The sequence below is a fragment of the Streptococcus porcinus genome, from assembly GCF_901542335.1.
In the GTDB taxonomy this organism is placed as follows: Bacteria; Bacillota; Bacilli; order Lactobacillales; family Streptococcaceae; genus Streptococcus; species Streptococcus porcinus_A.
In genome coordinates this window covers 1,371,986-1,397,530 of the sequence record NZ_LR594036.1, presented here as the reverse complement: position 1 = coordinate 1,397,530, position 25,545 = coordinate 1,371,986, and the positions used below count along the sequence as shown (strand labels likewise).

The 25,545-nt window shown below is 36.5% G+C and carries 25 protein-coding genes and 2 pseudogenes; 22 read left to right on the top strand and 5 right to left on the bottom strand.

Features of this window, described 5'->3' with window-relative positions:
- Window positions 1-72 precede the first annotated feature (72 nt).
- The 14 genes and pseudogenes from FGK96_RS06675 (at window position 73) to FGK96_RS06610 (ending at window position 12,064) form a co-directional block, all read left to right on the top strand.
- Window positions 73-789 carry a response regulator transcription factor gene (locus FGK96_RS06675; protein ID WP_138082471.1) on the top strand — a complete coding sequence of 239 codons (717 nt, stop codon included), beginning with the start codon at window positions 73-75 and terminating at the stop codon, window positions 787-789.
- Window positions 773-2,107 (top strand): two-component system histidine kinase PnpS, encoded by a 1,335-nt coding sequence (gene pnpS, locus FGK96_RS06670; RefSeq protein WP_138082469.1) that lies wholly within the window; start codon window positions 773-775, stop codon window positions 2,105-2,107. The genes FGK96_RS06675 and pnpS overlap by 17 nt, the downstream gene beginning before the upstream one ends.
- Window positions 2,108-2,263: 156 nt before the next feature.
- Window positions 2,264-3,141: pseudogene (locus FGK96_RS06665) on the top strand (substrate-binding domain-containing protein).
- Window positions 3,142-3,204: 63 nt separating this feature from the next.
- Complete coding sequence (pstC, locus tag FGK96_RS06660; RefSeq protein WP_138082467.1) at window positions 3,205-4,068, top strand: phosphate ABC transporter permease subunit PstC; 864 nt, start codon at window positions 3,205-3,207, stop codon at window positions 4,066-4,068.
- The gene (gene pstA / locus FGK96_RS06655) at window positions 4,061-4,876 is read left to right on the top strand and encodes a phosphate ABC transporter permease PstA (protein WP_093959089.1); all 816 of its coding nucleotides are present in this window, start codon (window positions 4,061-4,063) and stop codon (window positions 4,874-4,876) included. The genes pstC and pstA overlap by 8 nt, the downstream gene beginning before the upstream one ends.
- A gap of 2 nt (window positions 4,877-4,878) precedes the next feature.
- Window positions 4,879-5,631 carry a phosphate ABC transporter ATP-binding protein PstB gene (gene pstB, locus FGK96_RS06650; protein ID WP_138082465.1) on the top strand — a complete coding sequence of 251 codons (753 nt, stop codon included), beginning with the start codon at window positions 4,879-4,881 and terminating at the stop codon, window positions 5,629-5,631.
- A gap of 14 nt (window positions 5,632-5,645) precedes the next feature.
- Window positions 5,646-6,299 (top strand): annotated as a pseudogene (gene phoU / locus FGK96_RS06645) (phosphate signaling complex protein PhoU).
- Between the two features lie 105 nt (window positions 6,300-6,404).
- A complete protein-coding gene (locus FGK96_RS06640; RefSeq protein ID WP_138083514.1) occupies window positions 6,405-8,537 on the top strand; it encodes a Tex family protein in 2,133 nt (710 codons plus the stop codon).
- On the top strand, window positions 8,524-8,967 hold the full coding sequence (locus FGK96_RS06635) for a SprT family protein (RefSeq protein ID WP_172601609.1): 444 nt from the start codon (window positions 8,524-8,526) through the stop codon (window positions 8,965-8,967). The genes FGK96_RS06640 and FGK96_RS06635 overlap by 14 nt, the downstream gene beginning before the upstream one ends.
- 59 nt (window positions 8,968-9,026) lie before the next feature.
- Window positions 9,027-9,299, top strand: coding sequence for a PspC domain-containing protein (locus FGK96_RS06630; protein WP_138082463.1), 273 nt, complete (start codon window positions 9,027-9,029; stop codon window positions 9,297-9,299).
- A 194-nt stretch (window positions 9,300-9,493) separates the two neighbouring features.
- Window positions 9,494-10,423 carry an HPr(Ser) kinase/phosphatase gene (hprK, locus tag FGK96_RS06625; RefSeq protein ID WP_003085821.1) on the top strand — a complete coding sequence of 310 codons (930 nt, stop codon included), beginning with the start codon at window positions 9,494-9,496 and terminating at the stop codon, window positions 10,421-10,423.
- Window position 10,424: 1 nt separating this feature from the next.
- Window positions 10,425-11,204, top strand: coding sequence for a prolipoprotein diacylglyceryl transferase (gene lgt, locus FGK96_RS06620; protein WP_138082461.1), 780 nt, complete (start codon window positions 10,425-10,427; stop codon window positions 11,202-11,204).
- Window positions 11,205-11,222: 18 nt separating this feature from the next.
- The gene (locus FGK96_RS06615) at window positions 11,223-11,627 is read left to right on the top strand and encodes a DUF948 domain-containing protein (RefSeq protein ID WP_138082459.1); all 405 of its coding nucleotides are present in this window, start codon (window positions 11,223-11,225) and stop codon (window positions 11,625-11,627) included.
- Window positions 11,624-12,064, top strand: coding sequence for a YtxH domain-containing protein (locus FGK96_RS06610; RefSeq protein ID WP_138082457.1), 441 nt, complete (start codon window positions 11,624-11,626; stop codon window positions 12,062-12,064). The genes FGK96_RS06615 and FGK96_RS06610 overlap by 4 nt, the downstream gene beginning before the upstream one ends.
- A 363-nt stretch (window positions 12,065-12,427) precedes the next feature.
- Here the strand turns inward: FGK96_RS06610 and FGK96_RS06605 are convergent, their stop codons facing one another.
- Window positions 12,428-12,712 carry a DUF3270 domain-containing protein gene (locus FGK96_RS06605; protein WP_093959080.1) on the bottom strand — a complete coding sequence of 95 codons (285 nt, stop codon included), beginning with the start codon at window positions 12,710-12,712 and terminating at the stop codon, window positions 12,428-12,430.
- Between the two features lie 154 nt (window positions 12,713-12,866).
- Here FGK96_RS06605 and FGK96_RS06600 point away from each other — a divergent pair, with 154 nt between their 5' ends.
- Both FGK96_RS06600 and FGK96_RS06595 read left to right on the top strand, forming a co-directional pair.
- Window positions 12,867-13,793, top strand: coding sequence for a peptidase U32 family protein (locus tag FGK96_RS06600; RefSeq protein ID WP_138082455.1), 927 nt, complete (start codon window positions 12,867-12,869; stop codon window positions 13,791-13,793).
- 108 nt (window positions 13,794-13,901) lie between these two features.
- Window positions 13,902-15,188 carry a peptidase U32 family protein gene (locus FGK96_RS06595; protein WP_093959132.1) on the top strand — a complete coding sequence of 429 codons (1,287 nt, stop codon included), beginning with the start codon at window positions 13,902-13,904 and terminating at the stop codon, window positions 15,186-15,188.
- A gap of 60 nt (window positions 15,189-15,248) precedes the next feature.
- On the opposite strand, the gene FGK96_RS06590 is transcribed toward FGK96_RS06595, so the two are convergent.
- On the bottom strand, window positions 15,249-15,560 hold the full coding sequence (locus tag FGK96_RS06590) for a hypothetical protein (RefSeq protein ID WP_138082453.1): 312 nt from the start codon (window positions 15,558-15,560) through the stop codon (window positions 15,249-15,251).
- Between the two features lie 116 nt (window positions 15,561-15,676).
- Between FGK96_RS06590 and FGK96_RS06585 the strand changes: the two genes are divergently transcribed.
- Entirely contained in the window at window positions 15,677-15,892 is a 216-nt protein-coding gene (locus tag FGK96_RS06585; RefSeq protein WP_093959077.1) for a YdbC family protein, read from the top strand.
- A 237-nt stretch (window positions 15,893-16,129) separates the two neighbouring features.
- Here FGK96_RS06585 and FGK96_RS10655 read toward each other — a convergent pair whose 3' ends face one another.
- Entirely contained in the window at window positions 16,130-16,264 is a 135-nt protein-coding gene (locus tag FGK96_RS10655) for a hypothetical protein (protein ID WP_093959075.1), read from the bottom strand.
- A gap of 61 nt (window positions 16,265-16,325) precedes the next feature.
- Window positions 16,326-17,453: an NAD(P)/FAD-dependent oxidoreductase gene (locus FGK96_RS06575; protein ID WP_138082449.1), complete on the bottom strand. Its 1,128-nt coding sequence runs from the start codon at window positions 17,451-17,453 to the stop codon at window positions 16,326-16,328.
- Between the two features lie 98 nt (window positions 17,454-17,551).
- Between FGK96_RS06575 and FGK96_RS06570 the strand changes: the two genes are divergently transcribed.
- Window positions 17,552-18,586, top strand: coding sequence for an ammonium transporter (locus FGK96_RS06570; RefSeq protein WP_138082447.1), 1,035 nt, complete (start codon window positions 17,552-17,554; stop codon window positions 18,584-18,586).
- Between the two features lie 103 nt (window positions 18,587-18,689).
- Here the strand turns inward: FGK96_RS06570 and hutI are convergent, their stop codons facing one another.
- On the bottom strand, window positions 18,690-19,955 hold the full coding sequence (gene hutI, locus FGK96_RS06565) for an imidazolonepropionase (RefSeq protein WP_138082445.1): 1,266 nt from the start codon (window positions 19,953-19,955) through the stop codon (window positions 18,690-18,692).
- Window positions 19,956-20,151: 196 nt separating this feature from the next.
- On the opposite strand from hutI, the gene FGK96_RS06560 reads away from it, so the two are divergent.
- The 4 genes from FGK96_RS06560 to FGK96_RS06545 all read left to right on the top strand — a co-directional run bounded on the left by FGK96_RS06560 (window position 20,152) and on the right by FGK96_RS06545 (window position 25,535).
- On the top strand, window positions 20,152-22,185 hold the full coding sequence (locus FGK96_RS06560; RefSeq protein ID WP_138082443.1) for a urocanate hydratase: 2,034 nt from the start codon (window positions 20,152-20,154) through the stop codon (window positions 22,183-22,185).
- Window positions 22,186-22,307: 122 nt separating this feature from the next.
- Window positions 22,308-23,207, top strand: a complete 900-nt coding sequence (gene ftcD / locus FGK96_RS06555) for a glutamate formimidoyltransferase (protein ID WP_138082441.1) — start codon at window positions 22,308-22,310, stop codon at window positions 23,205-23,207.
- A 14-nt stretch (window positions 23,208-23,221) separates the two neighbouring features.
- Window positions 23,222-23,848 (top strand): cyclodeaminase/cyclohydrolase family protein, encoded by a 627-nt coding sequence (locus FGK96_RS06550; RefSeq protein ID WP_138082438.1) that lies wholly within the window; start codon window positions 23,222-23,224, stop codon window positions 23,846-23,848.
- A 13-nt stretch (window positions 23,849-23,861) separates the two neighbouring features.
- Complete coding sequence (locus FGK96_RS06545) at window positions 23,862-25,535, top strand: formate--tetrahydrofolate ligase (protein WP_138082436.1); 1,674 nt, start codon at window positions 23,862-23,864, stop codon at window positions 25,533-25,535.
- Window positions 25,536-25,545: the final 10 nt, after the last annotated feature.

The following is a 25,545-nucleotide window of genomic DNA, read 5'->3' as shown; positions in this document are numbered from 1 at the left end:
TTGAAGTAGTATGGCTCTCTAAAAAAGCTATTCTTTCAAATTGTGTTATAATGGCTTTTATAGGAGTAAGAGATGAAAAAACAGGTATTATTGGTTGACGATGAAGAACATATTTTACGACTACTTGATTACCATTTAAACAAAGAAGGTTACGAAACAGAATTAGTCGAGGATGGTCGTACAGCACTAAAACTAGCAGAGTCAGAACACTATGATTTTATATTACTTGATATTATGTTACCTCAGTTAGATGGCATTGAAGTTTGTAAGAGAATCAGAGCTAAAGGTATTCAGACACCAATTATGATGGTCTCAGCTAAGAGTGACGAATTTGATAAGGTGCTTGCTTTAGAGTTGGGTGCTGATGATTACATGACAAAGCCATTTAGTCCAAGGGAGCTTGTAGCTCGCTTGAAAGCTATCTTACGTCGAATTGATAAAGAAGACAGTAGTGAGAGATTTGCAGAAGAGTTTTGGAGTTTTGATGATCTTGTTATTTACCCTGAACGTCATGAAATCTATAAAGATAAGATTCTTTTAAATGTGACCCCTAAAGAATTTGAATTGTTGCTTTATTTGGTAAAACACCCAAACATGACTTTAACTCGAGAAAGATTATTAGAGCGTATTTGGGGTTACGACTTTGGTCAAGAAACGCGATTAGTAGATGTTCATATTGGTAAATTACGAGATAAGATAGAAGATGATCCCAAAAATCCTAAATTCATCAAAACCATTCGTGGTTATGGCTATAAATTTAAGGGGAAGCAGGATGAAGAAAAATCTTAAACAACTAAAAGTCATATTAGCTCTAAGCTTATTCTGTCTTATTCTTTCTTTATTTATAAGTAAGGGACAATTAGGATTGCAACTGGCGAGTGCTTGCTTATTAGTTTTCTGTTTTATTCCAGTAAAGAAATTGATTGATTGGGAAAGGCAATTTCAGATACTTGAAACGGGTAAATTCGTCGCTCCAGACAGTTTTTTTTCTGAAAGTCAAGCAGATTTAAAGGCTATCTTTCTTACCTATCAAAAGCTGCAGAAGCAAATACAAGCCTCTAAGGATGAAAATGAACGTTTGTCTGGAAATCTAGAAGCACTCACTTCGCACCTAACAATGGGAATGTTGCTGGTGACAAAAGAAAAAGCAATTGTTTTGCATAGTAACTCTTTACCACACTTCTTTCCTGATGGGCAAGTAAGCTTTGAGCGTATTGAAGATATTGGAAGGACAGATATAAAAGCTACCATAGCACAAGCTTTTGATACTAAAAAAACAATTAAGAAAGAATTAACTGGTTTTCATGATGGTGATTTAATCTTAGAAGTTACTGCAGTGCCAATTGCGAATCAAGAGGGTGAAATTGTTCAGGTTTTAGTTTTATTATATGATTTGACAACCATTCGCTCCTATGAAAAATTAAATATGGATTTTGTGTCTAATGCCTCCCATGAATTGCGGACACCGGTTACTTCTATTAAAGGTTTTGCTGAAACTATTAAGGAGATGTCCCAAGATGAAATAGAATTAAAAGCGGAATTTTTAGATATTATCTATAAAGAGAGTCTGCGTTTAGAACATATAGTAGAACATATGCTAACTTTATCAAAGGCTAAGAATACTCAGTTGCAAAAAACACAATTTTCAGTCAACGACTTTTTACATTATATTGCTAACAGTATGAGACACCAATTGGACGAAAAAAAGCAAAGTTTATATTTTGAATTAACGCAAGATGTCGTTATTGAAACTGATAAATACCTCTTGTCACAAGTTCTGCTTAATTTGTTATCAAATGCTATTCGCTATACAGAAGAAGGTGGTAAAATTACCTTATCAACAATCCTTGATGGGGAAAAACTTAAAGTAAATGTCTGTGATACTGGTATTGGCATCAAACAAATGGAATTAGAACGTATTTTTGAACGCTTTTATCGTGTTAATAAAGGAAGAAGTCGTCAGAGTGGAGGGACTGGTTTAGGACTTTCAATTGTAAAAGAACTAACTCAAGTTTTAGGGGGCACAGTTACTGTAAGAAGTAAGCTTGGAGAGGGCAGCCAATTTACCATAAGCCTGCCCTACTATCTAATAAAGGAAGTCAAGTGATTAAAAAGAGTTTATTATAACTCTTTTTTTATGCTCTTAGCATAAGATTTACAAAATCTTTACATTAATCACTACTAAATCTTTACAAATACTTGTTAGACTATAAGTGTAGTAAAGCTACAGACAAACTTTATTAAATATAAAAAGGTGATGATTATGAAAATGAAAAAAATGCTTACCTTAGCAGTTCTTGGTTTATCAGGTTTAGGACTTGCAGCTTGTGGTAATAACACCGCTAACTCAGGCTCTTCTAATAGTGGTGGTAAGATTGAAGTTATCACTCGTGAAAATGGATCAGGGACACGTGGAGCATTTACTGAAATTACTGGAATCTTGAAAAAAATAGCGGCAAAGAAGTAGATAATACCTCCAAATCTGCTGTGGTTCAAAATAGTACAGAAGGTGTCATTTCAGCGGTATCTGGAAATGCTAATGCAATTGGCTATATTTCACTAGGTTCCCTTAATAAAAGTGTTAAAGCCCTAAAAGTGGATGGTGTTGAAGCAAGTGCAAAAACAGTGTTAGATGGAGATTACCCACTACAGCGCCCATTCAACATCGTCTTCAATGATAGCCTTTCAAATCTTGGAAAAGATTTCATCACATTTATTCACTCGAAACAAGGTCAAAAGGTTGTTGCTAATAATAAATTTGTTGAGGCAAAAACAGAAACAAAAGAATATACCTCACAAAAAATGTCCGGCAAACTGTCAATCGTTGGTTCAACATCAGTTTCTCCATTAATGGAGAAACTAGTGGAAGCCTATAAAAAAGAAAACCCAGAAGTTACAATCGATATTACCTCAAATGGTTCATCTGCAGGGATTACAGCTGCCACTGAAAAGACGGCTGACATAGGTATGGTATCTCGTGAGTTAACACCTGAAGAAGGTAAAAAACTTAAACATGATGCGATTGCACTTGATGGTATTGCAGTAGTTGTTCATAAAGACAATAAAGCAAAAAACATCAGCATGAAGACAATCACAGATATCTTTACTGGTAAAGTGACTAGTTGGAATAAAGTCAAATAAGTCGATTGTTTTGTAAGGGGGGCTGGGGTCTCCCTTACTTTCATTAGTTAGAAAGGAAAGCATGTGAAAAAACAAGCTTTTAAAGAAGAACTTTTTAGAATTTTATTCTTCCTAAGTGCGGCAACCGCAGTTATTGCTATCTTGCTTATCTGTGTTTTCATTTTTATAAATGGTCTCCCGTTTATTGGTAAATACGGAATTGGCAATTTTTTATTTGGTAAAGACTGGTCACCTTCTAATACGCCTGCCAGTTTTGGAATCCTACCAATGGTTTTGGGGTCTTTCTTAATTACTATTGGCGCCATTATTATTGGTGTCCCAACGGGGATTCTAACCTCTGTTTTTATGGTCTATTATTGCCCTAAACAATTGTACGCCTTTTTAAAGTCTGCAGTTAATTTAATGGCAGCTATTCCTTCCATTGTCTATGGTTTTTTTGGGCTACAATTGTTAGTACCTTGGATTAGAACTTTTGCTGGTAATGGTATGAGTGTTTTAACAGCTTCTATTCTATTAGGGATAATGATATTACCAACTATTATTAGTTTGTCAGAATCAGCTATTCGAACTGTACCAGCCACATACTATTCTGGTAGTTTAGCCCTTGGAGCAAGTCATGAAAGAACCATTTTTAGAGTCATTTTACCAGCAGCAAAATCAGGAATTCTATCAGCAATTATTTTAGGCATAGGTCGAGCTATTGGAGAGACAATGGCGGTGATTCTTGTTGCAGGTAATCAATCGATTATTCCAAGTGGTATATTTGAAGGAACGAGAACTATGACCACAAATATTGTTTTAGAAATGGCCTATGCTTCTGGTCAACATAGAGAAGCCTTAATCGCAACGTCTGCGGTTCTCTTTATCTTCATCTTACTAATTAATGCCTGCTTCGCATATGTGAAAGGAAAGTCAGTCCATGAGTAAATATATTTTAAAAAGCTTAGTTTATCTTTTTACGATCCTCACTTTTGGTTCACTTTTTCTAATTATTGGCTTTATTTTACTAAACGGACTACCCAGTATCACACCCAAATTATTTGAATGGACTTATACATCTGACAATGTTTCCTTAATGCCAGCTATTGTGTCGACTCTTGCTTTAGTATTTGGTTCTCTTTTAATAGCCTTGCCAATTGGCGTTTTTGCTGGTTTTTATCTAGTTGAGTATGCGAAAAAAGGATCACTCTGGGTTAAAATTATTCGGATTGCAGCTGATACACTTTCAGGAATCCCATCAATCGTATTTGGACTCTTTGGCATGCTTTTCTTTGTAGTCTTTTTGGGCTTCCAATATTCATTGTTGTCTGGTATTTTGACTTCAGTTATCATGGTTTTACCAGTAATTATCAGAGCAACAGAAGAAGCTCTACTAGCAGTTAATGATAGTGTTCGCCAAGCCAGTTATGGACTTGGTGCAGGAAAATTACGAACCGTATTTAAAATCGTACTTCCTGTGGCTATGCCAGGAATTCTTGCAGGCGTTATTCTTGCAATAGGCCGTATTGTTGGAGAAACAGCAGCTCTTATGTATACTTTAGGGACTTCTACTAATACACCGACTAGCCTTATGGCTTCTGGTCGTTCCTTAGCCTTGCACATGTATATGCTGTCAAGTGAGGGGCTACATGTTAAAGAAGCTTATGCAACAGGGGTTATCTTAATCATCACGGTCTTAATTATTAATGCAATCTCGAGTTTATTGTCTCGTCGTCTTGTGAAAGGAGCATCCTAAGTATGGGAACTTTTTCCGTAAAAAATTTAGATTTATACTATGGGGATTTTAAAGCCCTTAAAAATGTTTCGATTGAGCTTCCTCAAGGAGGAATCACAGCCCTAATAGGGCCTTCTGGCTGTGGCAAGTCAACCTTCCTAAAAACATTGAATAGGATGAATGATTTAGTAGCAGGTTGCCGTATTGAAGGCCAAGTCACTCTTGACGGTAAGAATATTTACGACAAAAATATGAACCTCAACACACTTAGAAAACGTGTTGGTATGGTTTTTCAACAGCCAAACCCATTTGCTATGTCTATTTATGATAATGTAGCCTATGGCCCTAGAACCCATGGTATCAAAGATAAAGTAAGACTGGATGCTCTCGTTGAAAAATCATTAAAAGGTGCAGCCATCTGGGATGAAGTAAAAGATGACTTGAAGAAAAATGCGATGTCGCTTTCTGGCGGCCAACAACAACGGATTTGTATTGCAAGAGCATTAGCTGTAGAACCAGATGTTCTCCTAATGGATGAACCCACCTCAGCATTAGACCCCATCTCAACCTTAAAAATTGAAGATTTGGTTCAAAACTTGAAAAAGGACTATACCATCATTATTGTGACCCATAATATGCAACAAGCTTCTCGCATCTCCGATAAGACAGCATTTTTCTTAACAGGTGAAATTTGTGAATTTGGTGATACCGTTGATATTTTCACTAATCCTCAAGATAAACGAACAGAAGACTACATTTCTGGACGCTTTGGATAGAGAAAGGACATTCCATGAGAGATCAATTTGAATTAGAATTACAAGAGCTAGAACACCTTTTTTTAGACATGGGAACTGCCGTCTTAGAGTCAGCTTCAAAAGTATTACTGGCATTAGCCGCTAAAGATACAACAATGGCGGAGCTGATTATAAAAGAAGACAAGTTGATTAATCAAGCACAACTGAAGATAGAATTAACTTGTGCTCGCCTCTTAGCTCTGCAGCAACCACAAGTGACAGATTTACGATTTGTCTTAACAATTATGTCAGCTTGCTCTGACTTAGAGCGAATGGGAGACCATATGGCAGGAATCGCGAAAGCAGTCTTAAACTTAAAAGAAGCGGACGCTTTAGTTGAGATAGAAGAGCGCATCCACGAAGCTGGCCAGAAAGCTCTTAAGATGATGTCAGACTTATTAATTATCTTTCCCCGTCATAATGCGGATAAAGCCATAATGATTGCTAATTAAGACGAGGCTATAGATAACTTATACTACACCATCTCAAAAGAAATACTGACAGTCATGAAAGAACAAGAAACCTCCGTTCGAAACGGTGCTCAATACCTCTATATGATTGGTCATGTGGAACGTTTTTCGGATTATATTTCTAATATCTGTGAACGTCTCGTCTATCTTGAAACAGGGGAGCTTGTTGAATTAAACTAAATCTAAAAATCACGCTAACTCAGCGTGATTTTTAGATTATTCCAACTTACTTATCAACTGAAAAAGTCTAATCTAATAGGAGTTTTGTGGTATAATATTACTACTATGGAAAAAAATATTATTGAACACATTTCAAGTGATTTGCAACTGTCTCAAAAACAAATTGAGGCTGTTTTAACTTTGACGGCTGAGGGGAATACCATTCCTTTTATTGCACGTTACCGTAAGGAAGTAACAGGAAATCTCGATGAGGTAGTCATAAAAGCCATTATTGATCAAGAAAAATCCCTAAGAAATTTACAGGAGAGAAAAGAAACAGTTCTAGCTAAAATTCAAGAGCAAGGAAAATTGACGGATAGCTTAAAAGCTAGTATCCTAGCTGCTGAAAAATTAGCTGATGTGGAAGAACTCTACCTTCCTTACAAAGAAAAAAGACGTACGAAAGCGACTATTGCAAGAGAAGCTGGACTTTTTCCGCTGGCACGTCTTATTCTCCAAAATGCTAATAATTTAGAAAAAGAAGCAGAAGCATTTGTTTGTAATGCCTTTCCTAATGTGGAATCGGCTTTGTCTGGAGCTGTCGATATTCTTGTTGAAGCAATGTCAGAAGATGTCAAACTTCGTTCTTGGACATATAATGAAATTTGGACATATTCATTAATTACTTCTCAAGTTAAAGATAAGGGCTTGGATGAAAAACAGATTTTTCAAATTTATTATGATTTTTCAGATAAAGTTTCAAAAATGCAAGGCTATAGGACATTAGCTCTTAATCGTGGGGAAAAATTAGGTATTCTGAAAGTTGGTTTTGAGCATCATTTTGAGAAAATGATTCGTTTTTTCAGCGTTCGTTTCAAAGAAAAAAATGCTTATATTGAAGATGTTATTCAGCAAAGTATAAGGAAAAAAATAGTACCAGCAATGGAAAGACGAATCCGAACGGAGCTGACAGAAGCCGCAGAAGATGGGGCAATTACTCTATTTTCAGAAAATCTTCGTCATCTTCTACTGGTGTCACCACTGAAAGGAAAAATGGTTTTAGGATTTGATCCAGCCTTTCGAACAGGGGCAAAATTAGCCGTTGTTGATCAGACTGGTAAATTGATGACAACCCAAGTCATTTACCCAGTAGCTCCTGCTAGTCAAGCTAAGATTGCTCAGGCCAAAAAAGACTTAGCGGCTATCATCTCAGATTATAACCTTGAAATTATTGCTATTGGTAATGGAACAGCCAGCCGTGAAAGCGAAGCTTTCGTAGCAGAGGTATTAAAAGATTTTCCAAACTGTTCATATGTTATTGTTAATGAAAGCGGTGCTTCCGTTTACTCTGCTTCTGAATTGGCAAGACATGAGTTTCCAGACCTAACTGTTGAAAAGCGCTCAGCTATTTCTATTGCAAGAAGACTCCAGGATCCTTTGGCAGAATTAGTCAAAATTGACCCAAAATCTATTGGCGTCGGACAATATCAGCACGATGTTAGCCAGAAGAAACTTTCTGATAACTTAGACTTTGTCGTGGACACAGTTGTTAACCAAGTTGGTGTTAACTTAAATACAGCGAGTTCAGTACTGTTGTCCCATGTTTCTGGTTTAAATAAAACCATTTCTGAAAATATTGTCAAATATCGAGAAGAAAATGGCCGTATTAAATCTCGTGCTGAAATCAAGAAAGTTCCCCGTCTTGGTGCGAAGGCTTTTGAACAAGCCGCAGGTTTCTTAAGAATACCTAATGCTGAAAACATATTGGATAATACTGGTGTTCATCCAGAATCTTATCCAGCAGTGAAAGAACTCTTTAAACGATTAGCAATTAGTGATCTAGATGATCAGGCACGCGCTAAGCTAAAAAGTATTGATATAAAGACAATGTCGCAAGATTTGGGGCTTGGTCTTGAAACCCTGCAAGACATTATCAGTGATTTATTGAAACCTGGAAGAGATTTACGAGATGAGTTTCAAACTCCTGTCCTGCGTCAAGATATCTTAGACCTGAAAGATTTAGCTATCGGACAAAAACTGGAAGGTACTGTGCGTAATGTCGTTGATTTTGGAGCCTTTGTAGATATTGGTGTGCACGAAGATGGTCTCATTCATATTTCTGAGATGAGTCAAACCTTTGTTAACCATCCTAGCCAGGTCCTTTCAGTTGGTGATTTGGTTACCGTTTGGGTTTCAAAAATTGATTTAGCTCGCCATAAAGTAAATCTTTCCTTAATTGCGCCGAATGAATCTCACTAAGTATGTGCAAGAAGTTTCATTAGCAGATTTTGACAAACCATTTCGACATCAAGCGATATGGAATAGTCGCTTACGATCGACGGGAGGACGTTTTTTTCCGCGTGATGGTCATCTTGATTTTAACCCTCATCTTTATCAAGAGTTCGGTGAGACTGTCTTTCGTCAGATTGTCCGTCATGAGCTTTGTCACTATCATCTTTATTTTGCGAAAAAAGGATACCGACATCAAGATAAGGATTTCAAGGAACTCTTAAGAAAAGTTGATGGCTTAAGGTTTGCACCCAAGAGCCAGCAAAAAGTAAGTTACAAGTTTTATCAATGTCAGAATTGTCGCCAGATTTATCAACGTAAGCGACGAATCAATACTAAAATCTATTTTTGTGGTCGCTGTCGAGGCCAACTACTTGAAATAAATCAGTCAAAAGGCTGATTTATTTTTCTCCCCATAAGGATTATAATATTACTATCGAAGATAAAAGGAGTTTTATCATGGAAAGCAAATTCTATAAACAAAGGAAAAATAGGTTAATTGCAGGTGTTGTAGCAGGATTGGCCGACAAATATGGTTGGGATTTGGCTGTTGCCCGTGTCTTAGCAGCCCTCTTAATGTATTTTTCGGGCTTTGGACTAGTTCTTTATATTCTACTAGCTATCTTCCTTCCTTACAAAGAAGATCTAATTGGTAGGAATGGGGCTAATGGTCCGCGTAAGCGTAAAAATGCTGACCCAGCCAATAATGACGATGATGGTTGGTTCTGGTAAGAATAACGTATAAACATGAGTCAAATGAACAGGATAGACTTATGATTTTTAATGAAGGTATTGATATCTACTAGAGTCTTTATTATTTTAATAAAGGCTTTTTCCTTATATTTGTCTTAGGAAAATCCTAATTTTACAAGTCTTTGCTAGAGTTAAGGTTTTATCTTGTGTTATAATATATAAAAGGAGAAATTATGACTGTAACAGTAAAAATGCTTGTTGATAGGCTTCGCTTAGAAAAGATATACAGTACTGATGACCTTCTGACCAAGGAAATCACAACCTCAGATATTTCAAGACCAGGACTTGAAATGACAGGTTATTTTGACTATTACTCGCCTGAGCGAATTCAGCTTTTTGGGATGAAGGAATGGTCATATTTGACTAAAATGACCGCACATAATCGTTATTCTGTTTTGAAGGAAATGTTTAAAAATGACACTCCGGCAGTTATTATTTCTAGAGATTTGTCTGTTCCTGAAGAAATGATTCAAGCAGCAGAAGAAGAAGGTATTGTTTTACTACGAAGCAAAGTGTCAACCAGTCGTCTTTCTGGAAGTATTTCTTATTATTTAGATTCACTTTTAGCTGAAAGAACTAGTGTTCACGGTGTACTAATGGATATTTATGGTATGGGTGTTCTGATTCAAGGTGATTCTGGCATAGGGAAAAGTGAAACAGGCTTAGAGTTAGTTAAACGTGGTCATCGCCTTGTTGCCGATGATCGGGTAGATGTCTATGCTAAAGATGAAGAAACCTTATGGGGAGAGCCAGCCGAAATATTGCGCCACCTACTAGAAATTCGAGGAGTCGGCATTATTGATGTTATGTCCTTGTATGGTGCTAGTGCTGTAAAAGATTCCTCCCAAGTTCAGCTAGCTATCTACTTGGAAAATTTTGAGGCAGGTAAAGTCTTTGATCGATTGGGAAATGGAAATGAAGAGATTGAATTTTCAGGAGTGAAAATTCCAAGGATTAGAATACCAGTTAAAACTGGTCGTAACGTGTCGGTTGTCATTGAATCGGCTGCTATGAACCATCGTGCTCGACAAATGGGCTTTGATGCAACCAAAACTTTTGAGGATCGCCTTACCCAATTAATCAGTAAGAACGAGGGAGTGTGATATGATTGATCCTATAGCGTTTCAAATTGGTCCATTTGCTATTCACTGGTATGCTATATGTATTATGACTGGCTTACTTCTGGCAGTTTACCTGGCGACTAAAGAGGCTCCGCGGAAAAAGCTACGCAGTGACGACATCATCGATTTTATTCTAATCGCCTTTCCTCTGGCTATCCTCGGTGCAAGAATTTATTACGTTGTTTTTGAGTGGTCGTATTATTCACAACACCCTAATGAAATCTTAGCGGTTTGGAATGGTGGCATTGCCATTTATGGTGGTTTAATCACAGGGGCACTGGTCTTAATAGTCTACTCCTATTACAAGATGATTGATCCCATTACCTTTTTGGATATTTCAGTACCTGGTGTTATGATTGCACAAGCTATCGGACGGTGGGGGAACTTTGTAAATCAAGAAGCATATGGGAAAACTGTTGATAATCTAGATTATTTACCGCATATTATTCAAAAGCAGATGTTTATTGATGGTCATTATCGTACACCTACATTCTTATATGAGTCGCTTTGGAACCTATTGGGGTTTGTTGTCATTATGCGCTTGCGACGTAAATCCGCTTTTTTAAAAGAAGGTGAGATTATGGCTTTTTATCTCATTTGGTATGGAATTGGGAGATTCGTCATTGAAGGGATGAGAACAGACAGTCTGATGTTCCTTGGTTTTAGAGTGTCACAGTTGGTGTCAATTGTTTTAATTATCATTGGTTTAGTCTTTATCATGATTAGACGTCAAAAGAAGGGAATCCCTTATTATCAAGATTAAGGGAAAAAGGAGAAAAATATGGATTTAGTTGGAATTGCACTTACTATTATTGCTTTAGCGTTTGTTGCCTTAGTTATTTTTTTGATTCTGGTTTTGAAAAAAGTCTCTGAAACAATTGATGAAACAAAAAAAACAATTAGCGTCCTAACCAGTGATGTGAATGTAACACTTTATCAAACCAATGAAATTTTGGCTAAAGCTAATGTATTGGTTGAAGATGTGAACGGTAAAGTAGCAACTATTGATCCTCTCTTTGTTGCAATTGCTGATCTTTCTGAAAGTGTCTCAGATCTAAATGTCCAAGCAAGAAATTTCGGTCACAAGGCAAGCTCAGCAACGAGCAAAGCTTCAACCATGAGTAAAGCAGCTATTGTTGGCAAAGTAGCCAGTAAAATATTTAATAAAAAAGGAGAAAAAGCATGAGTAAATTTTTAAAATCTTTTGTTATTGGTACTGCAACAGGTATTGCAACAGCTTATTTTCTTAGCAGTGATAAAGGTAAGGCAATCAAAGCGCGTGCTGAAAAAGCTTTCGAAGCTTACAAAGAAAATCCAGATGACTACCATCAAATGGCAAAAGAAAAAGGTTCTGAGTATAGCAATCTAGCTAAGGATACCTTTACTACCTATAAAAATAAATTTGAAAATGGTGAATTAACACCTGAGCAAGTCTTGGAAAGTGTTAAAGAAACAACCAATCAATTCCTAAAAAAAGCTAGTCAATATTTTGCTGAACAAGCCAGTGAGTCTTCTTCTAAAGAAGATGTAACTGTATCAGAAGAGGATGTCATTATTGACTATACTGATATTGAAAATAATTTATCAACGGCAGAGCCAGTAAAAACTAGTCCCTATCATTGAGGAATTAGATAAGCAAAAAGTTAATGATTTAGAAGGAAGTACTCTTCGCACAGCGGAGTCAGAGGGTCCAATATCGTCTGAGTCTTTTTCGGAAATTCATAAATCATCAGAGTTATAAAAAGTATTTGATATAAAAAGCACTCCAAAAGTTAGCTGAAAAATCTAGCGTTTGGAGTGCTTTTTCATATGAAATAGAGTTACTCAGGAAAAATTGAATTTTCCCTATTCAAAGGAAAGCCATAGGTAACTAGAATAGTGCGGTTACTAAAGAAGGACTTAGTTCTGTGTTATACAGAACTAAGTCCTTCGCTTAAAAGATAATGTCTAATTTTTATCTACTAGTCAACTCACTAATAGGATTTTTTATGGTAAAAATGAATGAATTGTTTTTGAAATTGCTAGAGTAGTTCCGTAGCTCAACAAGCTAGAGAATAAGAAAGCCCATAAAGGAGCTAAATGCATAGCGAGTAGGACAAATGCAAATAAAACAGTAACCATACTAAAAAATGCAATACGAGCAAAAAACAAAAGTTCATCTAGTTTTGTTTTCTGACTACTAAGGTTTTGAAAATCTTGAAATTTGGGTTCGGAATCAATTTCTTGATTGAGATAATCAAATTCATCTTGCTTTTTTAATGGTGATGGCATAGTCCTCTCCTTTCCTCTGAGATACTAAGTCATTTTAACATAAAAAAAGATTTTTGTCACTAAAATTTAAAAAATTTGCAAAATTAAGCACAATATCTCATTTTAGACAAGAAATATGCTCCAATTTTCTCTAAATTTGGTATAATTAATTCCTATGGAAAAAATAATCATTACAGCAACAGCTGAGAGTATTGAACAAGTTGAAGAACTTCTAGAAATTGGTGTAGATCGAATTTATATTGGTGAAGAAAATTACGGTTTACGTTTACCTTATAATTTTTCTGAAGATCAAATTCGACAAATTGCGAAATTAGTCCACGAGGCGGGCAAAGAATTAACAGTCGCTTGTAATGCTTTGATGCATCAGGATATGATGGATCAAATCAAGCCATTTTTAGATTTAATGAAAGAAATCCAAGTGGATTACCTTGTTGTAGGTGATGCTGGGCTCTTTTACGTGAACAAACGAGATGGTTACAATTTTAAATTGATTTATGATACATCAGTGTTTGTGACTTCTAGTCGACAAGTTAATTTTTGGGGTGAACATGGTGCTGTAGAGACAGTCTTAGCTCGTGAAATTCCATCTGAGGAGCTCTTTACCTTAGCAGCCAATCTTGAATATCCTGCCGAAGTATTGGTTTATGGCGCATCTGTTATCCACCATTCGAAACGTCCGCTTTTAGAAAACTATTATAACTTCACACATATTGATGATGAAGTTACAAGACAACGTGGCCTATTTCTTGCTGAACCTAGTGATCATGATAGTCATTATTCCATCTATCAGGATAAACATGGCACACACATTTTTATGAATAATGACATTGATATGATGACCAAGCTTGACCAGTTATACGAGCACCGATTAAGCCATTGGAAGTTAGATGGCATTTATTGCCCTGGCTCAGAATTTGTCGCTATTTGTCGCTTATTTATTGAAGCTAAAAACTTATTAGAGGCTAAGCAATGGAGCCTTGAAAAGGCAGAACTATTGGATCAAAAGGTGAAAGCCTTACATCCAAAAGGGCGTGGCTTAGATACTGGTTTTTACGACTTTGATCCTAAACTGGTCAAATAACTACTTAATTTCTTCGAGAGTGAGTTTTACTATTTCAAGGCTTGAAGAAATAATGCTTAAAACCTTTTAGATTTTATCTAACTATCTTGAAAATAGAAAGAATAAATGATGATACATACGAAGAAAAGACCAGAGGTTTTATCACCTGCTGGGACGCTTGAAAAATTAAAAGTTGCTATTGATTACGGTGCAGATGCCGTTTTTGTTGGTGGGCAAGCTTATGGCCTACGTAGTCGAGCAGGTAATTTTTCCATGGAAGAATTACAAGAAGGTATTGATTACGCGCATGCACGTGGTGCTAAAGTATATGTAGCTGCTAATATGGTTACACACGAAGGAAATGAAGAAGGAGCTGGAGAATGGTTTCGCCAGCTTCGTGATATGGGTTTAGATGCTGTAATTGTTTCTGACCCTGCACTTATCCTTATTTGTTCGACAGAAGCACCAGGATTAGAAATTCATTTATCCACTCAGGCATCATCGACCAATTACGAAACCTTTGAATTTTGGAAAGAAATGGGCTTAACCCGAGTGGTGTTGGCTCGTGAAGTCAACATGGCTGAATTAGCTGAAATCCGTAAAAGAACCGAAGTAGAAATCGAAGCTTTTGTCCACGGAGCAATGTGTATCTCTTATTCAGGACGCTGTGTCCTTTCTAATCACATGAGTCATCGTGATGCTAATCGTGGCGGTTGTTCACAGTCCTGTCGTTGGAAGTATGACCTTTATGACATGCCTTTTGGTTCTGAACGGCGTTCTTTAAAGGGTGAAATCCCAGAGGAGTATTCCATGTCTTCTGTGGACATGTGTATGATCGACCATATACCAGACTTGATTGAAAATGGGGTTGACAGTCTTAAAATTGAGGGAAGGATGAAATCTATCCATTACGTATCAACAGTCACAAACTGCTATAAAGCTGCGGTAGATGCCTATATGGAAAGTCCTGAAGCATTTTATGCAATTAAAGAAGAGTTAGTTGATGAACTCTGGAAGGTTGCCCAAAGAGAATTAGCGACTGGCTTTTATTATGGCATCCCAACTGAAAATGAGCAACTATTTGGAGCTCGCCGTAAAATCCCACAGTATAAGTTTGTTGGTGAAGTTGTTTCATTTGACGAGACGACAATGACAGCGACTATACGCCAACGAAATGTAATCCACGAGGGTGATAAAATCGAGTTTTATGGACCAGGCTTCCGTCATTTTGAAACTATTGTTAAAGATTTACATGATGAAGAAGGTCATAAAATTGATCGTGCTCCTAACCCAATGGCGCTTTTAACCATCAGTTTACCTCAAGCTGTTAAAGCTGGTGATATGATAAGAGCATGTAAGGAAGGCTTAGTTAATCTTTATCAGAAAGACGGTAGTAGCCAAACTGTAAGAGTATAATAAATAAGATAATGCCTTCTTAAAGACCAGTCTATTAGTTTTTAAAGAAGACATTATCTTTTAATGATTATTGTTGGTTGAAGTCTTAGGTAACAGAGTTACTTTTTCAATCTCATTTAAGGGGATGATAGAAGTTAGATTGTTCTTGCTATCATTAAGGATAACTTGACCCTCTAATTTGTCATATTTTATTAAGGTTCCAGTAACACTTTTTTCATGACTAATAATATGAATGGGTGCTTGCTCTTGAAGCGCATTGTTGATAGCAGTGATTAGGTGGTTGGAGTGTAGCGAAATAGAGTGTTTATTTTGCGGCTTGTTATCTATAAAATCGATAAGAATAGATTTAAGAAGCATTAAAAATGATTTCATAGCTAAATTCCTTTTTTATTGATAAAATGATTTTATAGTATTTTACCCTAAATAGGAAAAATTTAAAAGAAAATACATTTCAGGTTTTTTCGAATAATAAAATGGGAGGAATAAAAATGGCAGAATTTACATTTAAAATAGAAGAACATTTACTAACGCTATCTGAAACAGATAAAGGTTGGACAAAAGAATTAAATCGAGTCTCTTTTAATGGTGCAGAGCCTAAATGGGATATTCGTTCTTGGAGCCCAGATCATACTAAAATGGGTAAAGGGATCACACTCAGCAATGAAGAGTTCAACCAATTAGTTAAAGCTTTTAAGGAGACCTAGTAACTTTCTCTCTGATAATAAAAAATAAGACCGAATGATCTTATTTCTGATTGAAGAAAAAGTCCATTTTGGACAATTTTCTTCAATCTTTTTTTATTATCATGAAAAACAAAAACTCTCATAAATATTGGAATATCAACATTTTTAAGAGTTTAATATCTTGTTATTTTACGCAAGTCTATTCAAACTTTTTATTTTTAGGAGTTTGTCTACGTTCTCAAATAAGACCGAACGGTCTTATTTTTTTAGATGGTCCGCCAATCCGATAAGAAAAATTACCGCACCGACTCCTAAAAATGTCCATTTATGATAGAGGTATCCGTAAAGGATAAAGATTGCTGCAGATAGATATGAAATGTAGGCTTTCTTCATGTTTCCTCCTTATGACAATTACAATATGATTTTATTGTAACATAATTATTTTAAGGTTTCCTTAGCAGTCACAGTTAACATCGCAACAATCCAAATCAGTTAAAAACATTTGATTTTCTTTATATAAAGAAAGTGCATTTTCATCTAAATTTATTTTTTCGCGTTTAGCTATCTCACAGATTATTGGCAGGAAGCGTTGGCGAAATTTGTAAATGTAACAAAAAATAGTGTCTCTTTGGCGTAAGCTTGGTCCTATCAAAAAACAGTTTGTTAGTATTGTTGATTCATCATGTTCTGTAACCATTGGGAGTTGGTGATCATCATAGTTAAAAAGATGATGGCCATCAATACGGTGACAAGTGTTGAGAAAACCAGTTGCTAATATAGGCTTATGTTTACTTTTGGCATATGAACCATCTGAAAAGCTAACATGGTAATAGTCATCGATTTGCTCTATTGCGATTGCTTTCTTTTTTTCTTCTATCTTAATGTTATATTGGGGATTTGACTGGATATGCTTTAATCTTTCCTTAGTAATTGGAGACAATGAAATACTAGGATCAGGATTATCTTCCTTTTGTCCCAAGCTATCGGTAAAGAGATGAACTTGGTTGCCTCGATATGCTAAGTGTGTTAGGGCGTCACAGGCGCTTTCGTTGCCACCTATTATAATGAAAGGATCTTCAGAGGTTACATGGAAATTCTCAATCTCCCCATAATGCATCCCTAAGTCTGCCCCTTTTATCGAACTTTTATTGGGATTTTGAAACTCACCAGTAGCAACGATTAGATAGTTGGCAGTCAGTTTTTCTTTTTGCGTTTCGATAATAAAAACTCCTTGAGATTTTTCAATGTTTCGAACATGACTTTGAAGCTTTATAGGCAAGTGATAGTGAGCAGCAACTAATTGTAGATAGTGAGCATACTCTTTTCCAGAAAGGTGTTCTTTTTCAAATGAAAATGCTGGTGATGTGTCGGGAACAACGGCATTTAAATCGGGGAAGCCAAATCCATTAGTGGTAAAAGAGGGAGTAATAAACTGAGTTGTGGTTGGCCATTTTAAAAAACTGTCTCCAATGACACCTTTTTCTAAAATCAAAAAATCATCAATGCCGACCTTCTTAAGGCAAGCTCCAAAACCAATTCCAGAAGCACCAGCTCCAATAATTATGATACGATAGTTTTTCATTTTTCCTCCTTGACAAGCTCAGGTCTGAAGTATTATACGTAACCAGTTAACTAAAATAGTGTAACAAATTCTATTTTCTTTGTAAAGGAAGCAATGACATGTTTTTATTAATTTGTATATTAGTGATGTGGTTGATGATTTTTGGTGTGGCACTCATATATGTGTCAAGTTTGAGTCCAGAATTAAGTTCCTCGATTATTTATCGATTTCAACTTATTGTTTTAGTTTCTTCATTTGTGTGGATTTTATTTGCATTCGGTTTAACCTTTAAGGGGACATTCTGGTCTCCGTTTTTTTCACACCCCCTACACTTTAATAGTATTTTGAACCTATTATTTCAGCTTTGTTTTTGTTTGTATGCCATAGTTATGTTAATTGGTTCAGTCATTGATCGTATGTCGACCTCCTTATTATTGAAGGTTGCTATTTTATGGATGCTTTTGGTTTACTGTCCCTTAGCTTTTTTAGTCTGGAATCCTGATGGTTTCCTAGCCAGTATAGGGGTCAGAGACTTTTCAGGAGGTATGGTTGTCCACCTTTCAGCTGGTCTTTCGAGCTTGATTCTTGCAAAGCAAGCTGGTAAGACACCACATCAACATCCTCAAGAAATCCAAGTAAAATGGCAATTTCTAGGTGTTTTACTAGTTACTTTTGGTTGGTTTGGCTTTAACGCAGGTCCAGCGGGAGATTTTAATCAACTTGCAGTTACAGCCATACTCAATACCTTTATAGTTATTATTTCTGGCGGTATTTCCTTTAGTATTGCAGAATATATCTTGGAACGAAAATACACTTTGCCAGTTTTATTAAATGGTACGGTGCTAGGCTTAGTGACTAGTACTGCAGGTGTAGGATTTGTTTCTCCTTTGCAGATGGTCTTCATTTGCTTTTTTGCCTCTTTTGGAACTTATGCATTATCTTTTTTTGTCGTAAAATACCTCGATGTAGATGATGTGGTAGATTCTTTTGCAATGAATGGGATAGGAGGATTCTTAGGGAGTTTAGGCGTCATCTGTTTTGATCTTAGCAGCTTACTTCCTCAATTGTTATCACTGGTTATCACTATTTTATTGTCAGTAGCAGGAACTTATCTTATAGTGAGCTTATTGCATCCTAGTAATAAATTGAAGTGATAAGATTTGAATTAATGGAAAAGCCGGAGTTAGAGATACTAACTCTGGCTTTTAAGTCGCATCCAGCTATACCAATAAATGATAAGTAGGTATATAGGTTAGTTTATTGGATATGACCATTCTTGACAACGCAACGGCCATTTTTGTAAACTTGATCGATGAGGTTTGTTGCAAAAAAGTAACACAGATAATCTATATTTGGTGCATCAAATATGGCAATGTCGGCTGTCTTGCCCTTTTCAAATGAGCCAACCTTAGTCTGTCTTCTAATGGCATAGGCGGCATTGATTGTAACGGCATTCAATACTTCAATAGGTGTTAATCGCATCATAAAGCATCCAAGTTGCATGATAAACTGCATATTAGCTGTAGGACAAGATCCTGGATTGCTATCAGTGGACAAGGTAATTGCCATCCCTTTGTCAATCATTTTACGAGCTGGAGCATAAGTATCTTCCATTAAACTAAAGGTGGTAGCAGGGAGTAAGTTACCAATAACATTTGCTTTTGCTAATTTGTCAATGCCTGTGTCAGTAATCATCATAAGATGTTCCGCACTGGTTGCATTTAGCTCGGCAGCAACATCGACACCTCCAATAGATTCAATTTCATCAGCATGAATTCTTAATTGGAAACCTAATTCCTTAGCTTTTGAGAGAAGATAAGAGGATTCTTCAGCTGTAAAAACTCCTTTTTCACAAAAGATATCACAGAATTCTGCAAGGTCATTCGCTTTGACAATTGGAAGCATTGTCTCAACAACCAATTTCAGATAGTCATAGGGATGATTTTTGTACTCACTTGGGATTGCATGGGCAGCCATAAAGGTTGAAACCAAATCGATTTGGTGTTGTTTATCCAGAGCTTTGACAACTTCTAATTGCCGTTTTTCGGTTTCCCATTCTAATCCATAGCCGCTTTTAGCTTCAACAGAAGTCACTCCATGAAGTAACATATAATCTAAAAGCCTTTTTGATTTATCGTAAAGTTCTTCAAAGGAAGCATTGCGTGTCGAGGTTACTGTACTAAGAATTCCTCCTCCTTGAGCTAAGATGTCAAGATAAGGAATACCATTTAATTTTTGAGCAAATTCGTGCTCCCGGCTACCTCCATATACAAGATGAGTATGACAATCAATGAGACCTGGTGTAGCAATCTTTCCTTCATAGGATTTAATTTTGGTATTTTTTCCTATTAAATTTTGTTCAGGTTTCCCTTTGCCGACTGCTAGAATTTTGCCATCTTTAATAGCAATATAGGCATCTTCAATAATTTCTGCTTTTTTCATTTCATGTCCCGAAAGGGGATGACCTAGGTCATTTGGGCAGAATACTTGGTTAAAATGGGTCAATATGGCATCAGCAATCATAATATTTTCTCCTTTTCATTAATGGATTCATCTAAATCATAGTTCAAAAACGTCAAATTTTAGTCAAAAAATAGGTTTTCAGCCTTTATTTAAAAAAATATAGCTATTTTCAAAAAAACTAGACTAAAAATCGACGGCTCTTTTTTAAACTAAGTGTGAAAATAAACAATGGTCAAAAGACATAAGGAGGTTTACGATGACTTTTTATAGTGAAGCTGATATTGCCACAGCTATGACGGTAAAATTAGATGATGTTTTACCTGAAAAAACTGTCTTTCAAGAAGGAATCAGGCGGGCGCCAAATCGGGGATTTCGCTTAAGTCAAAAACAGACAGAAATTGCACTAAAAAATGCCTTGCGGTATATTCCACCAAAATTTCATAAAGAAATTATTCCAGAATTTTTAGAAGAACTAAAAACTAGAGGGCGGATTTATGGGTATCGTTGGCGACCAAAAGAAAGAATTTATGGAAAACCTATTGATGACTATAAGGGAAATTGTACAGCAGCTAAGGCTATGCAGGTTATGATTGACAATAACCTAAGTTTTGAAATTGCCTTATATCCTTATGAATTGGTAACCTATGGGGAAACAGGCTCTGTTTGTGCCAACTGGATGCAGTATAACTTAATTAAGAAGTACCTCGAAATAATGACAGAAGAACAAACTCTAGTCGTTGAATCGGGCCACCCTTTAGGACTTTTCAAGTCGAAACCAGAAGCTCCGCGTGTTATCATAACCAATGGTTTATTGGTAGGCGAATATGATAACATGAAGGACTGGGAAATTGCTGAAGAAATGGGTGTTACTAACTATGGTCAAATGACCGCAGGTGGTTGGATGTATATTGGCCCGCAAGGGATTGTTCATGGAACGTTTAACACCTTATTAAATGCTGGACGCTTAAAACTTGGAATTCCTGATGATGGCAATTTAGAAGGCAAATTGTTCATATCTTCAGGACTAGGTGGTATGAGTGGTGCACAAGGGAAAGCTGCTGAAATAGCTAAGGCTGTTGCTATCATTGCTGAGGTTGATGCCTCTCGTATTGAAACACGTCATTCTCAAGGATGGATTAGTCAAGTTGCCGAAACGGCTGAAGAAGCAGTTGCTTTAGCTCAACGAGCTCAACAGGCTAAAAACTCAACATCAATTGCATATCATGGCAATATTGTTGATCTTTTAGAATATGTGAATGAAAATAATATTCAAGTTGACCTTCTCTCGGATCAAACTTCGTGTCATAATGTATATGATGGCGGTTATTGCCCAGTGGGGATGACATTTGATGAACGTACACAACTGTTGGCTGATGATAAAGATAAGTTCCATCAATTAGTTGACAAAACTCTAGAACGTCATTTCAATGCCATTAAAGCGTTAACCTCAAAAGGAACTTATTTCTTTGATTATGGAAATGCTTTTATGAAATCTGTTTATGATTCAGGTATTTCTGAAATTTCTAAAAATGGTATTGATGATAAGGATGGTTTTATTTGGCCATCATACGTCGAAGATATTATGGGGCCAATGCTATTTGATTATGGCTATGGACCATTCCGTTGGTGCTGCCTAAGTGGTAAGCATGAGGATTTAGTAGCAACTGACCATGCTGCAATGGAAGTTATTAATCCTGAGAGACGTTATCAAGACCGTGATAACTACAACTGGATTCGAGATGCTGAAATGAATCAATTAGTAGTGGGGACCCAAGCTCGGATTCTATATCAAGATTGTATGGGACGCGTTAATATTGCTCTCAAGTTTAATCAATTGATTCGCGAGGGTAAAATTGGTCCTGTCATGATTGGTCGTGACCACCATGATGTATCGGGGACAGACTCACCTTTCCGTGAAACTTCAAATATTAAAGATGGTTCCAATATTTGTGCCGATATGGCAGTTCAATGCTATGCCGGAAATGCTGCTAGAGGTATGAGTTTAGTAGCCTTACATAATGGAGGTGGAACTGGTATTGGCAAGGCAATTAATGGTGGCTTTGGATTAGTACTTGATGGTAGTGAAAGAATTGATGAAATCATTAAATCAGCTATTGCTTGGGATACTATGGGTGGTGTCGCAAGGCGTAGTTGGGCACGAAATGAACATGCTATAGAAACCTCCATTGAGTATAACAAATTAAATGAAGGAACAGATCATATTACTATTCCTTATTTAGCTGATGAAGAATTGGTCAAAGAGTCAGTATCCCAATTGTTTAAGGACTGATTCCTGTGCGGGGAGTTGGCGAAAGTAACTGTTCCGTTTATTCCTCGCTTTTCTTTGTTACAATAAAATGTAAGCGCAAACATAATTTGTGTTATAAAATCATAAATCTAAAGGAGAAGAAAATGTCAAAAATTGTTGAATGTATCCCTAATTTTTCAGAAGGTCGAAATCAGGCTACTATCGATGGTCTGGTTGCAACGGCAAAAAGTGTTCCTGGCGTTACCCTATTAGACTATTCTTCTGATGCTAGTCATAATCGCAGTGTTTTTACATTAGTTGGCGATGAAGTAGCCATTCAAGAAGCGGCCTTTCTTCTTGTAAAATATGCTAGTGAACATATTGATATGACGAAACATCACGGTGAACATCCGCGAATGGGAGCAACCGATGTTTTGCCTTTTGTACCTATTAAAGATATTACTACAGAAGAATGTGTTGACATTTCAAAAAAAGTTGCTGAAAGAATTAATAAAGAGTTACAAATTCCTATCTTTTTGTATGAAGCATCAGCTACTTGCCCAGAAAGAACAAATTTAGCAAAGGTTCGTAAAGGACAATTTGAAGGCATGCCAGAGAAACTTTTAGAAGAGAATTGGGCTCCCGATTTTGGAGATAGACAAATTCATCCGACTGCAGGTGTAACAGCCGTAGGAGCGCGAATGCCCCTCGTTGCTTTTAATGTTAATTTAGATACAGATAATCTTGAGATTGCAAATAAGATTGCTAAAATTATTCGAGGCTCTGGAGGAGGTTATAAATATTGTAAAGCTATTGGAGTCATGTTAGAAGAACGTCATATTGCTCAAGTTTCTATGAATATGGTCAACTTTGAAAAATGTTCCCTCTATAGAACATTTGAAACAATTAAATTTGAAGCAAGACGGTATGGTGTCAATATTATCGGCTCAGAGATTATCGGCCTTGCTCCAGCTAAAGCCCTCATTGACGTCGCAGAGTACTATCTCCAAGTGGAGGATTTTGATTATAGCAAACAAGTTTTAGAAAATCATTTATTAGGTTAGAAAGGATAGGAACAATGAAATTAGTTGATTTAACCTTGACTGAGTTTGCTCAAGTCCTAGGGTCTGATAAACCTGCTCCTGGTGGAGGATCGGCTGCGGCTTTATCAGCAGTTAATGGCATTTCTCTGACAAAGATGGTATGTGATTTAACCATTGGTAAGAAAAAATATGAGGAGCATCAAGACCTTATAAAAGAACTTCATCAAGAAGCAAGTCACCTACAAAAAAGCTTGTTAGATGCCGTTGATAAAGATACCGAAGCCTTTAACTTAGTGTCTGCTGTTTTTGCTTTACCTAAAGAAACAGATGATGATAAAGTTAAAAGACGAGAAGCTATGCAAAAAGCCTTAAAAGAGGCTACAAAATCACCCTTTGCAATGATGCAAGAGATTTTTGAAGCACTTGAAATCACTAAAAAAGCAGTTGGAAAATCAAATACGAATGCTGCTAGTGATTTGGGTGTAGCGGCATTACATTTAAAAGCTGCTTTGCAAGGAGCTTGGTTAAATGTTTTGATTAATCTAGCAGGGATTAAAGATGAGAAATTTGTTACAGAACATCGTCAGAATGGACAAGATATTTTAGAAAAAGGTTGTCAGTTAGCTGATGCTATTTATCTAGATATATTGAAATTGTTATAATAAAGGAGGCATCATGGTTATTTCAGATATAGAAATTGCTAGTTCAGTTGAAATGAAACCAATTGTTGATGTTGCTCAAAATTTAGGGATTGATGAGAATGATATCACACTTTATGGTAAGTACAAGGCAAAAATTAATGCACATCAGTTACAAACTTTGAAGGATAAGAAAGATGGGAAACTGATTTTAGTAACAGCTATTTCACCAACACCAGCTGGTGAAGGAAAGACCACAACCTCAGTTGGTCTGGTAGATGCTCTTTCTCAGATTGGTAAAAAAGCAGTTATTGCTTTGCGTGAACCTTCGTTAGGTCCAGTATTTGGTATTAAAGGTGGTGCCGCTGGAGGTGGCCATGCTCAAGTTGTGCCAATGGAAGATATTAATTTACATTTCACAGGAGACTTCCATGCTATTGGTGCAGCAAATAATTTATTAGCCGCTTTAATTGACAATCATATCCATCATGGCAATAGCTTAGGGATTGACACTCGTCGTATTACCTGGAAACGTGTGGTAGATATGAATGACCGTCAGTTGCGACATATTGTTAATGGCTTACAAGGAAAAATTAATGGTGTTCCTCGTGAAGACGGCTATGATATTACGGTTGCCTCTGAAATTATGGCTATTCTTTGTTTATCCGAATCTATCTCAGATTTAAAAGCGCGTCTTGAAAAAATTATTATCGGTTATGACTACAAGGGAGAACCAGTTACAGCAGGTGATTTAAAAGCTGCTGGAGCTATGGCTGCCTTATTAAAAGAGGCCATTCACCCTAATATCGTACAGACTTTAGAACATACTCCTGCATTAATTCATGGTGGCCCATTTGCTAATATCGCCCATGGTTGTAATAGTGTTCTTGCGACTAAGCTAGCCATGAAATATGCTGATTATACGGTAACTGAAGCGGGCTTTGGTGCTGATCTAGGTGCTGAAAAATTTATTGATATTAAATGCCGTTTATCAGGTATCCGTCCTTCAGCTGTCGTACTTGTAGCAACAATTAGGGCATTGAAGATGCATGGTGGTGTTCAAAAAGCAGATTTAGGAACTGAAAATGTTGAGGCAGTGCTTAAAGGGCTACCAAACTTGGACAAGCATTTAGAAAATATTCAATATGTCTACGGTCTCCCTGTTGTTGTTGCTATTAATAAGTTTCCACTTGATACTGATGGTGAATTGCAAGCTGTCTATGACGCCTGCGATAAACGAGGTGTTGAAGTTGTGATTTCTGATGTTTGGGCAAATGGTGGAGCAGGTGGCCGGGAATTAGCTGAAAAAGTAGTTGAACTTTCAGAAAAAGAGAATCAATTCGCTTTTGTATATCATGAAGATGACTCCATAGAGACAAAATTAACTAAGATTGTGACAAAGATTTATGGTGGAAAAGGTATCTCCTTAACGGCAACTGCCAAGAAAGAGATGGCTGAACTTGAAAGGCTAGGATTTGGTTCTTATCCTATTTGTATGGCTAAAACTCAATATTCATTCTCGGATAATGCTAAAATGCTTGGTGCGCCTAAAGATTTTACAATTACAATTTCAAAGCTTAAAGTTTCAGCAGGTGCAGGTTTTATTGTAGCTCTAACTGGGGCTGTGATGACTATGCCTGGCTTACCAAAAGAGCCAGCTAGTGAAAAAATTGATATTGATGATCAAGGCAATATCACTGGTTTATTTTAAAATAGAGTTT

Coding starts and splice junctions, on each gene's coding strand:
- hutI (WP_138082445.1), bottom strand. CDS start 19,955: ATGATTGCTGATGCCATATTGACCCATTTTAACCAAGTATTCTGCCCA.
- FGK96_RS10655 (WP_093959075.1), bottom strand. CDS start 16,264: ATGAAGAAAGCCTACATTTCATATCTATCTGCAGCAATCTTTATCCTT.
- ftcD (WP_138082441.1), top strand. CDS start 22,308: ATGTCAAAAATTGTTGAATGTATCCCTAATTTTTCAGAAGGTCGAAAT.
- FGK96_RS06560 (WP_138082443.1), top strand. CDS start 20,152: ATGACTTTTTATAGTGAAGCTGATATTGCCACAGCTATGACGGTAAAA.
- FGK96_RS06630 (WP_138082463.1), top strand. CDS start 9,027: ATGGAAAGCAAATTCTATAAACAAAGGAAAAATAGGTTAATTGCAGGT.
- lgt (WP_138082461.1), top strand. CDS start 10,425: ATGATTGATCCTATAGCGTTTCAAATTGGTCCATTTGCTATTCACTGG.
- FGK96_RS06605 (WP_093959080.1), bottom strand. CDS start 12,712: ATGCCATCACCATTAAAAAAGCAAGATGAATTTGATTATCTCAATCAA.
- FGK96_RS06610 (WP_138082457.1), top strand. CDS start 11,624: ATGAGTAAATTTTTAAAATCTTTTGTTATTGGTACTGCAACAGGTATT.
- pstA (WP_093959089.1), top strand. CDS start 4,061: ATGAGTAAATATATTTTAAAAAGCTTAGTTTATCTTTTTACGATCCTC.
- FGK96_RS06600 (WP_138082455.1), top strand. CDS start 12,867: ATGGAAAAAATAATCATTACAGCAACAGCTGAGAGTATTGAACAAGTT.
- FGK96_RS06590 (WP_138082453.1), bottom strand. CDS start 15,560: ATGAAATCATTTTTAATGCTTCTTAAATCTATTCTTATCGATTTTATA.
- FGK96_RS06615 (WP_138082459.1), top strand. CDS start 11,223: ATGGATTTAGTTGGAATTGCACTTACTATTATTGCTTTAGCGTTTGTT.
- FGK96_RS06675 (WP_138082471.1), top strand. CDS start 73: ATGAAAAAACAGGTATTATTGGTTGACGATGAAGAACATATTTTACGA.
- FGK96_RS06640 (WP_138083514.1), top strand. CDS start 6,405: ATGGAAAAAAATATTATTGAACACATTTCAAGTGATTTGCAACTGTCT.
- FGK96_RS06550 (WP_138082438.1), top strand. CDS start 23,222: ATGAAATTAGTTGATTTAACCTTGACTGAGTTTGCTCAAGTCCTAGGG.
- FGK96_RS06545 (WP_138082436.1), top strand. CDS start 23,862: ATGGTTATTTCAGATATAGAAATTGCTAGTTCAGTTGAAATGAAACCA.
- FGK96_RS06585 (WP_093959077.1), top strand. CDS start 15,677: ATGGCAGAATTTACATTTAAAATAGAAGAACATTTACTAACGCTATCT.
- FGK96_RS06570 (WP_138082447.1), top strand. CDS start 17,552: ATGTTTTTATTAATTTGTATATTAGTGATGTGGTTGATGATTTTTGGT.
- FGK96_RS06595 (WP_093959132.1), top strand. CDS start 13,902: ATGATACATACGAAGAAAAGACCAGAGGTTTTATCACCTGCTGGGACG.
- FGK96_RS06635 (WP_172601609.1), top strand. CDS start 8,524: ATGAATCTCACTAAGTATGTGCAAGAAGTTTCATTAGCAGATTTTGAC.
- FGK96_RS06575 (WP_138082449.1), bottom strand. CDS start 17,453: ATGAAAAACTATCGTATCATAATTATTGGAGCTGGTGCTTCTGGAATT.
- pnpS (WP_138082469.1), top strand. CDS start 773: ATGAAGAAAAATCTTAAACAACTAAAAGTCATATTAGCTCTAAGCTTA.
- pstB (WP_138082465.1), top strand. CDS start 4,879: ATGGGAACTTTTTCCGTAAAAAATTTAGATTTATACTATGGGGATTTT.
- hprK (WP_003085821.1), top strand. CDS start 9,494: ATGACTGTAACAGTAAAAATGCTTGTTGATAGGCTTCGCTTAGAAAAG.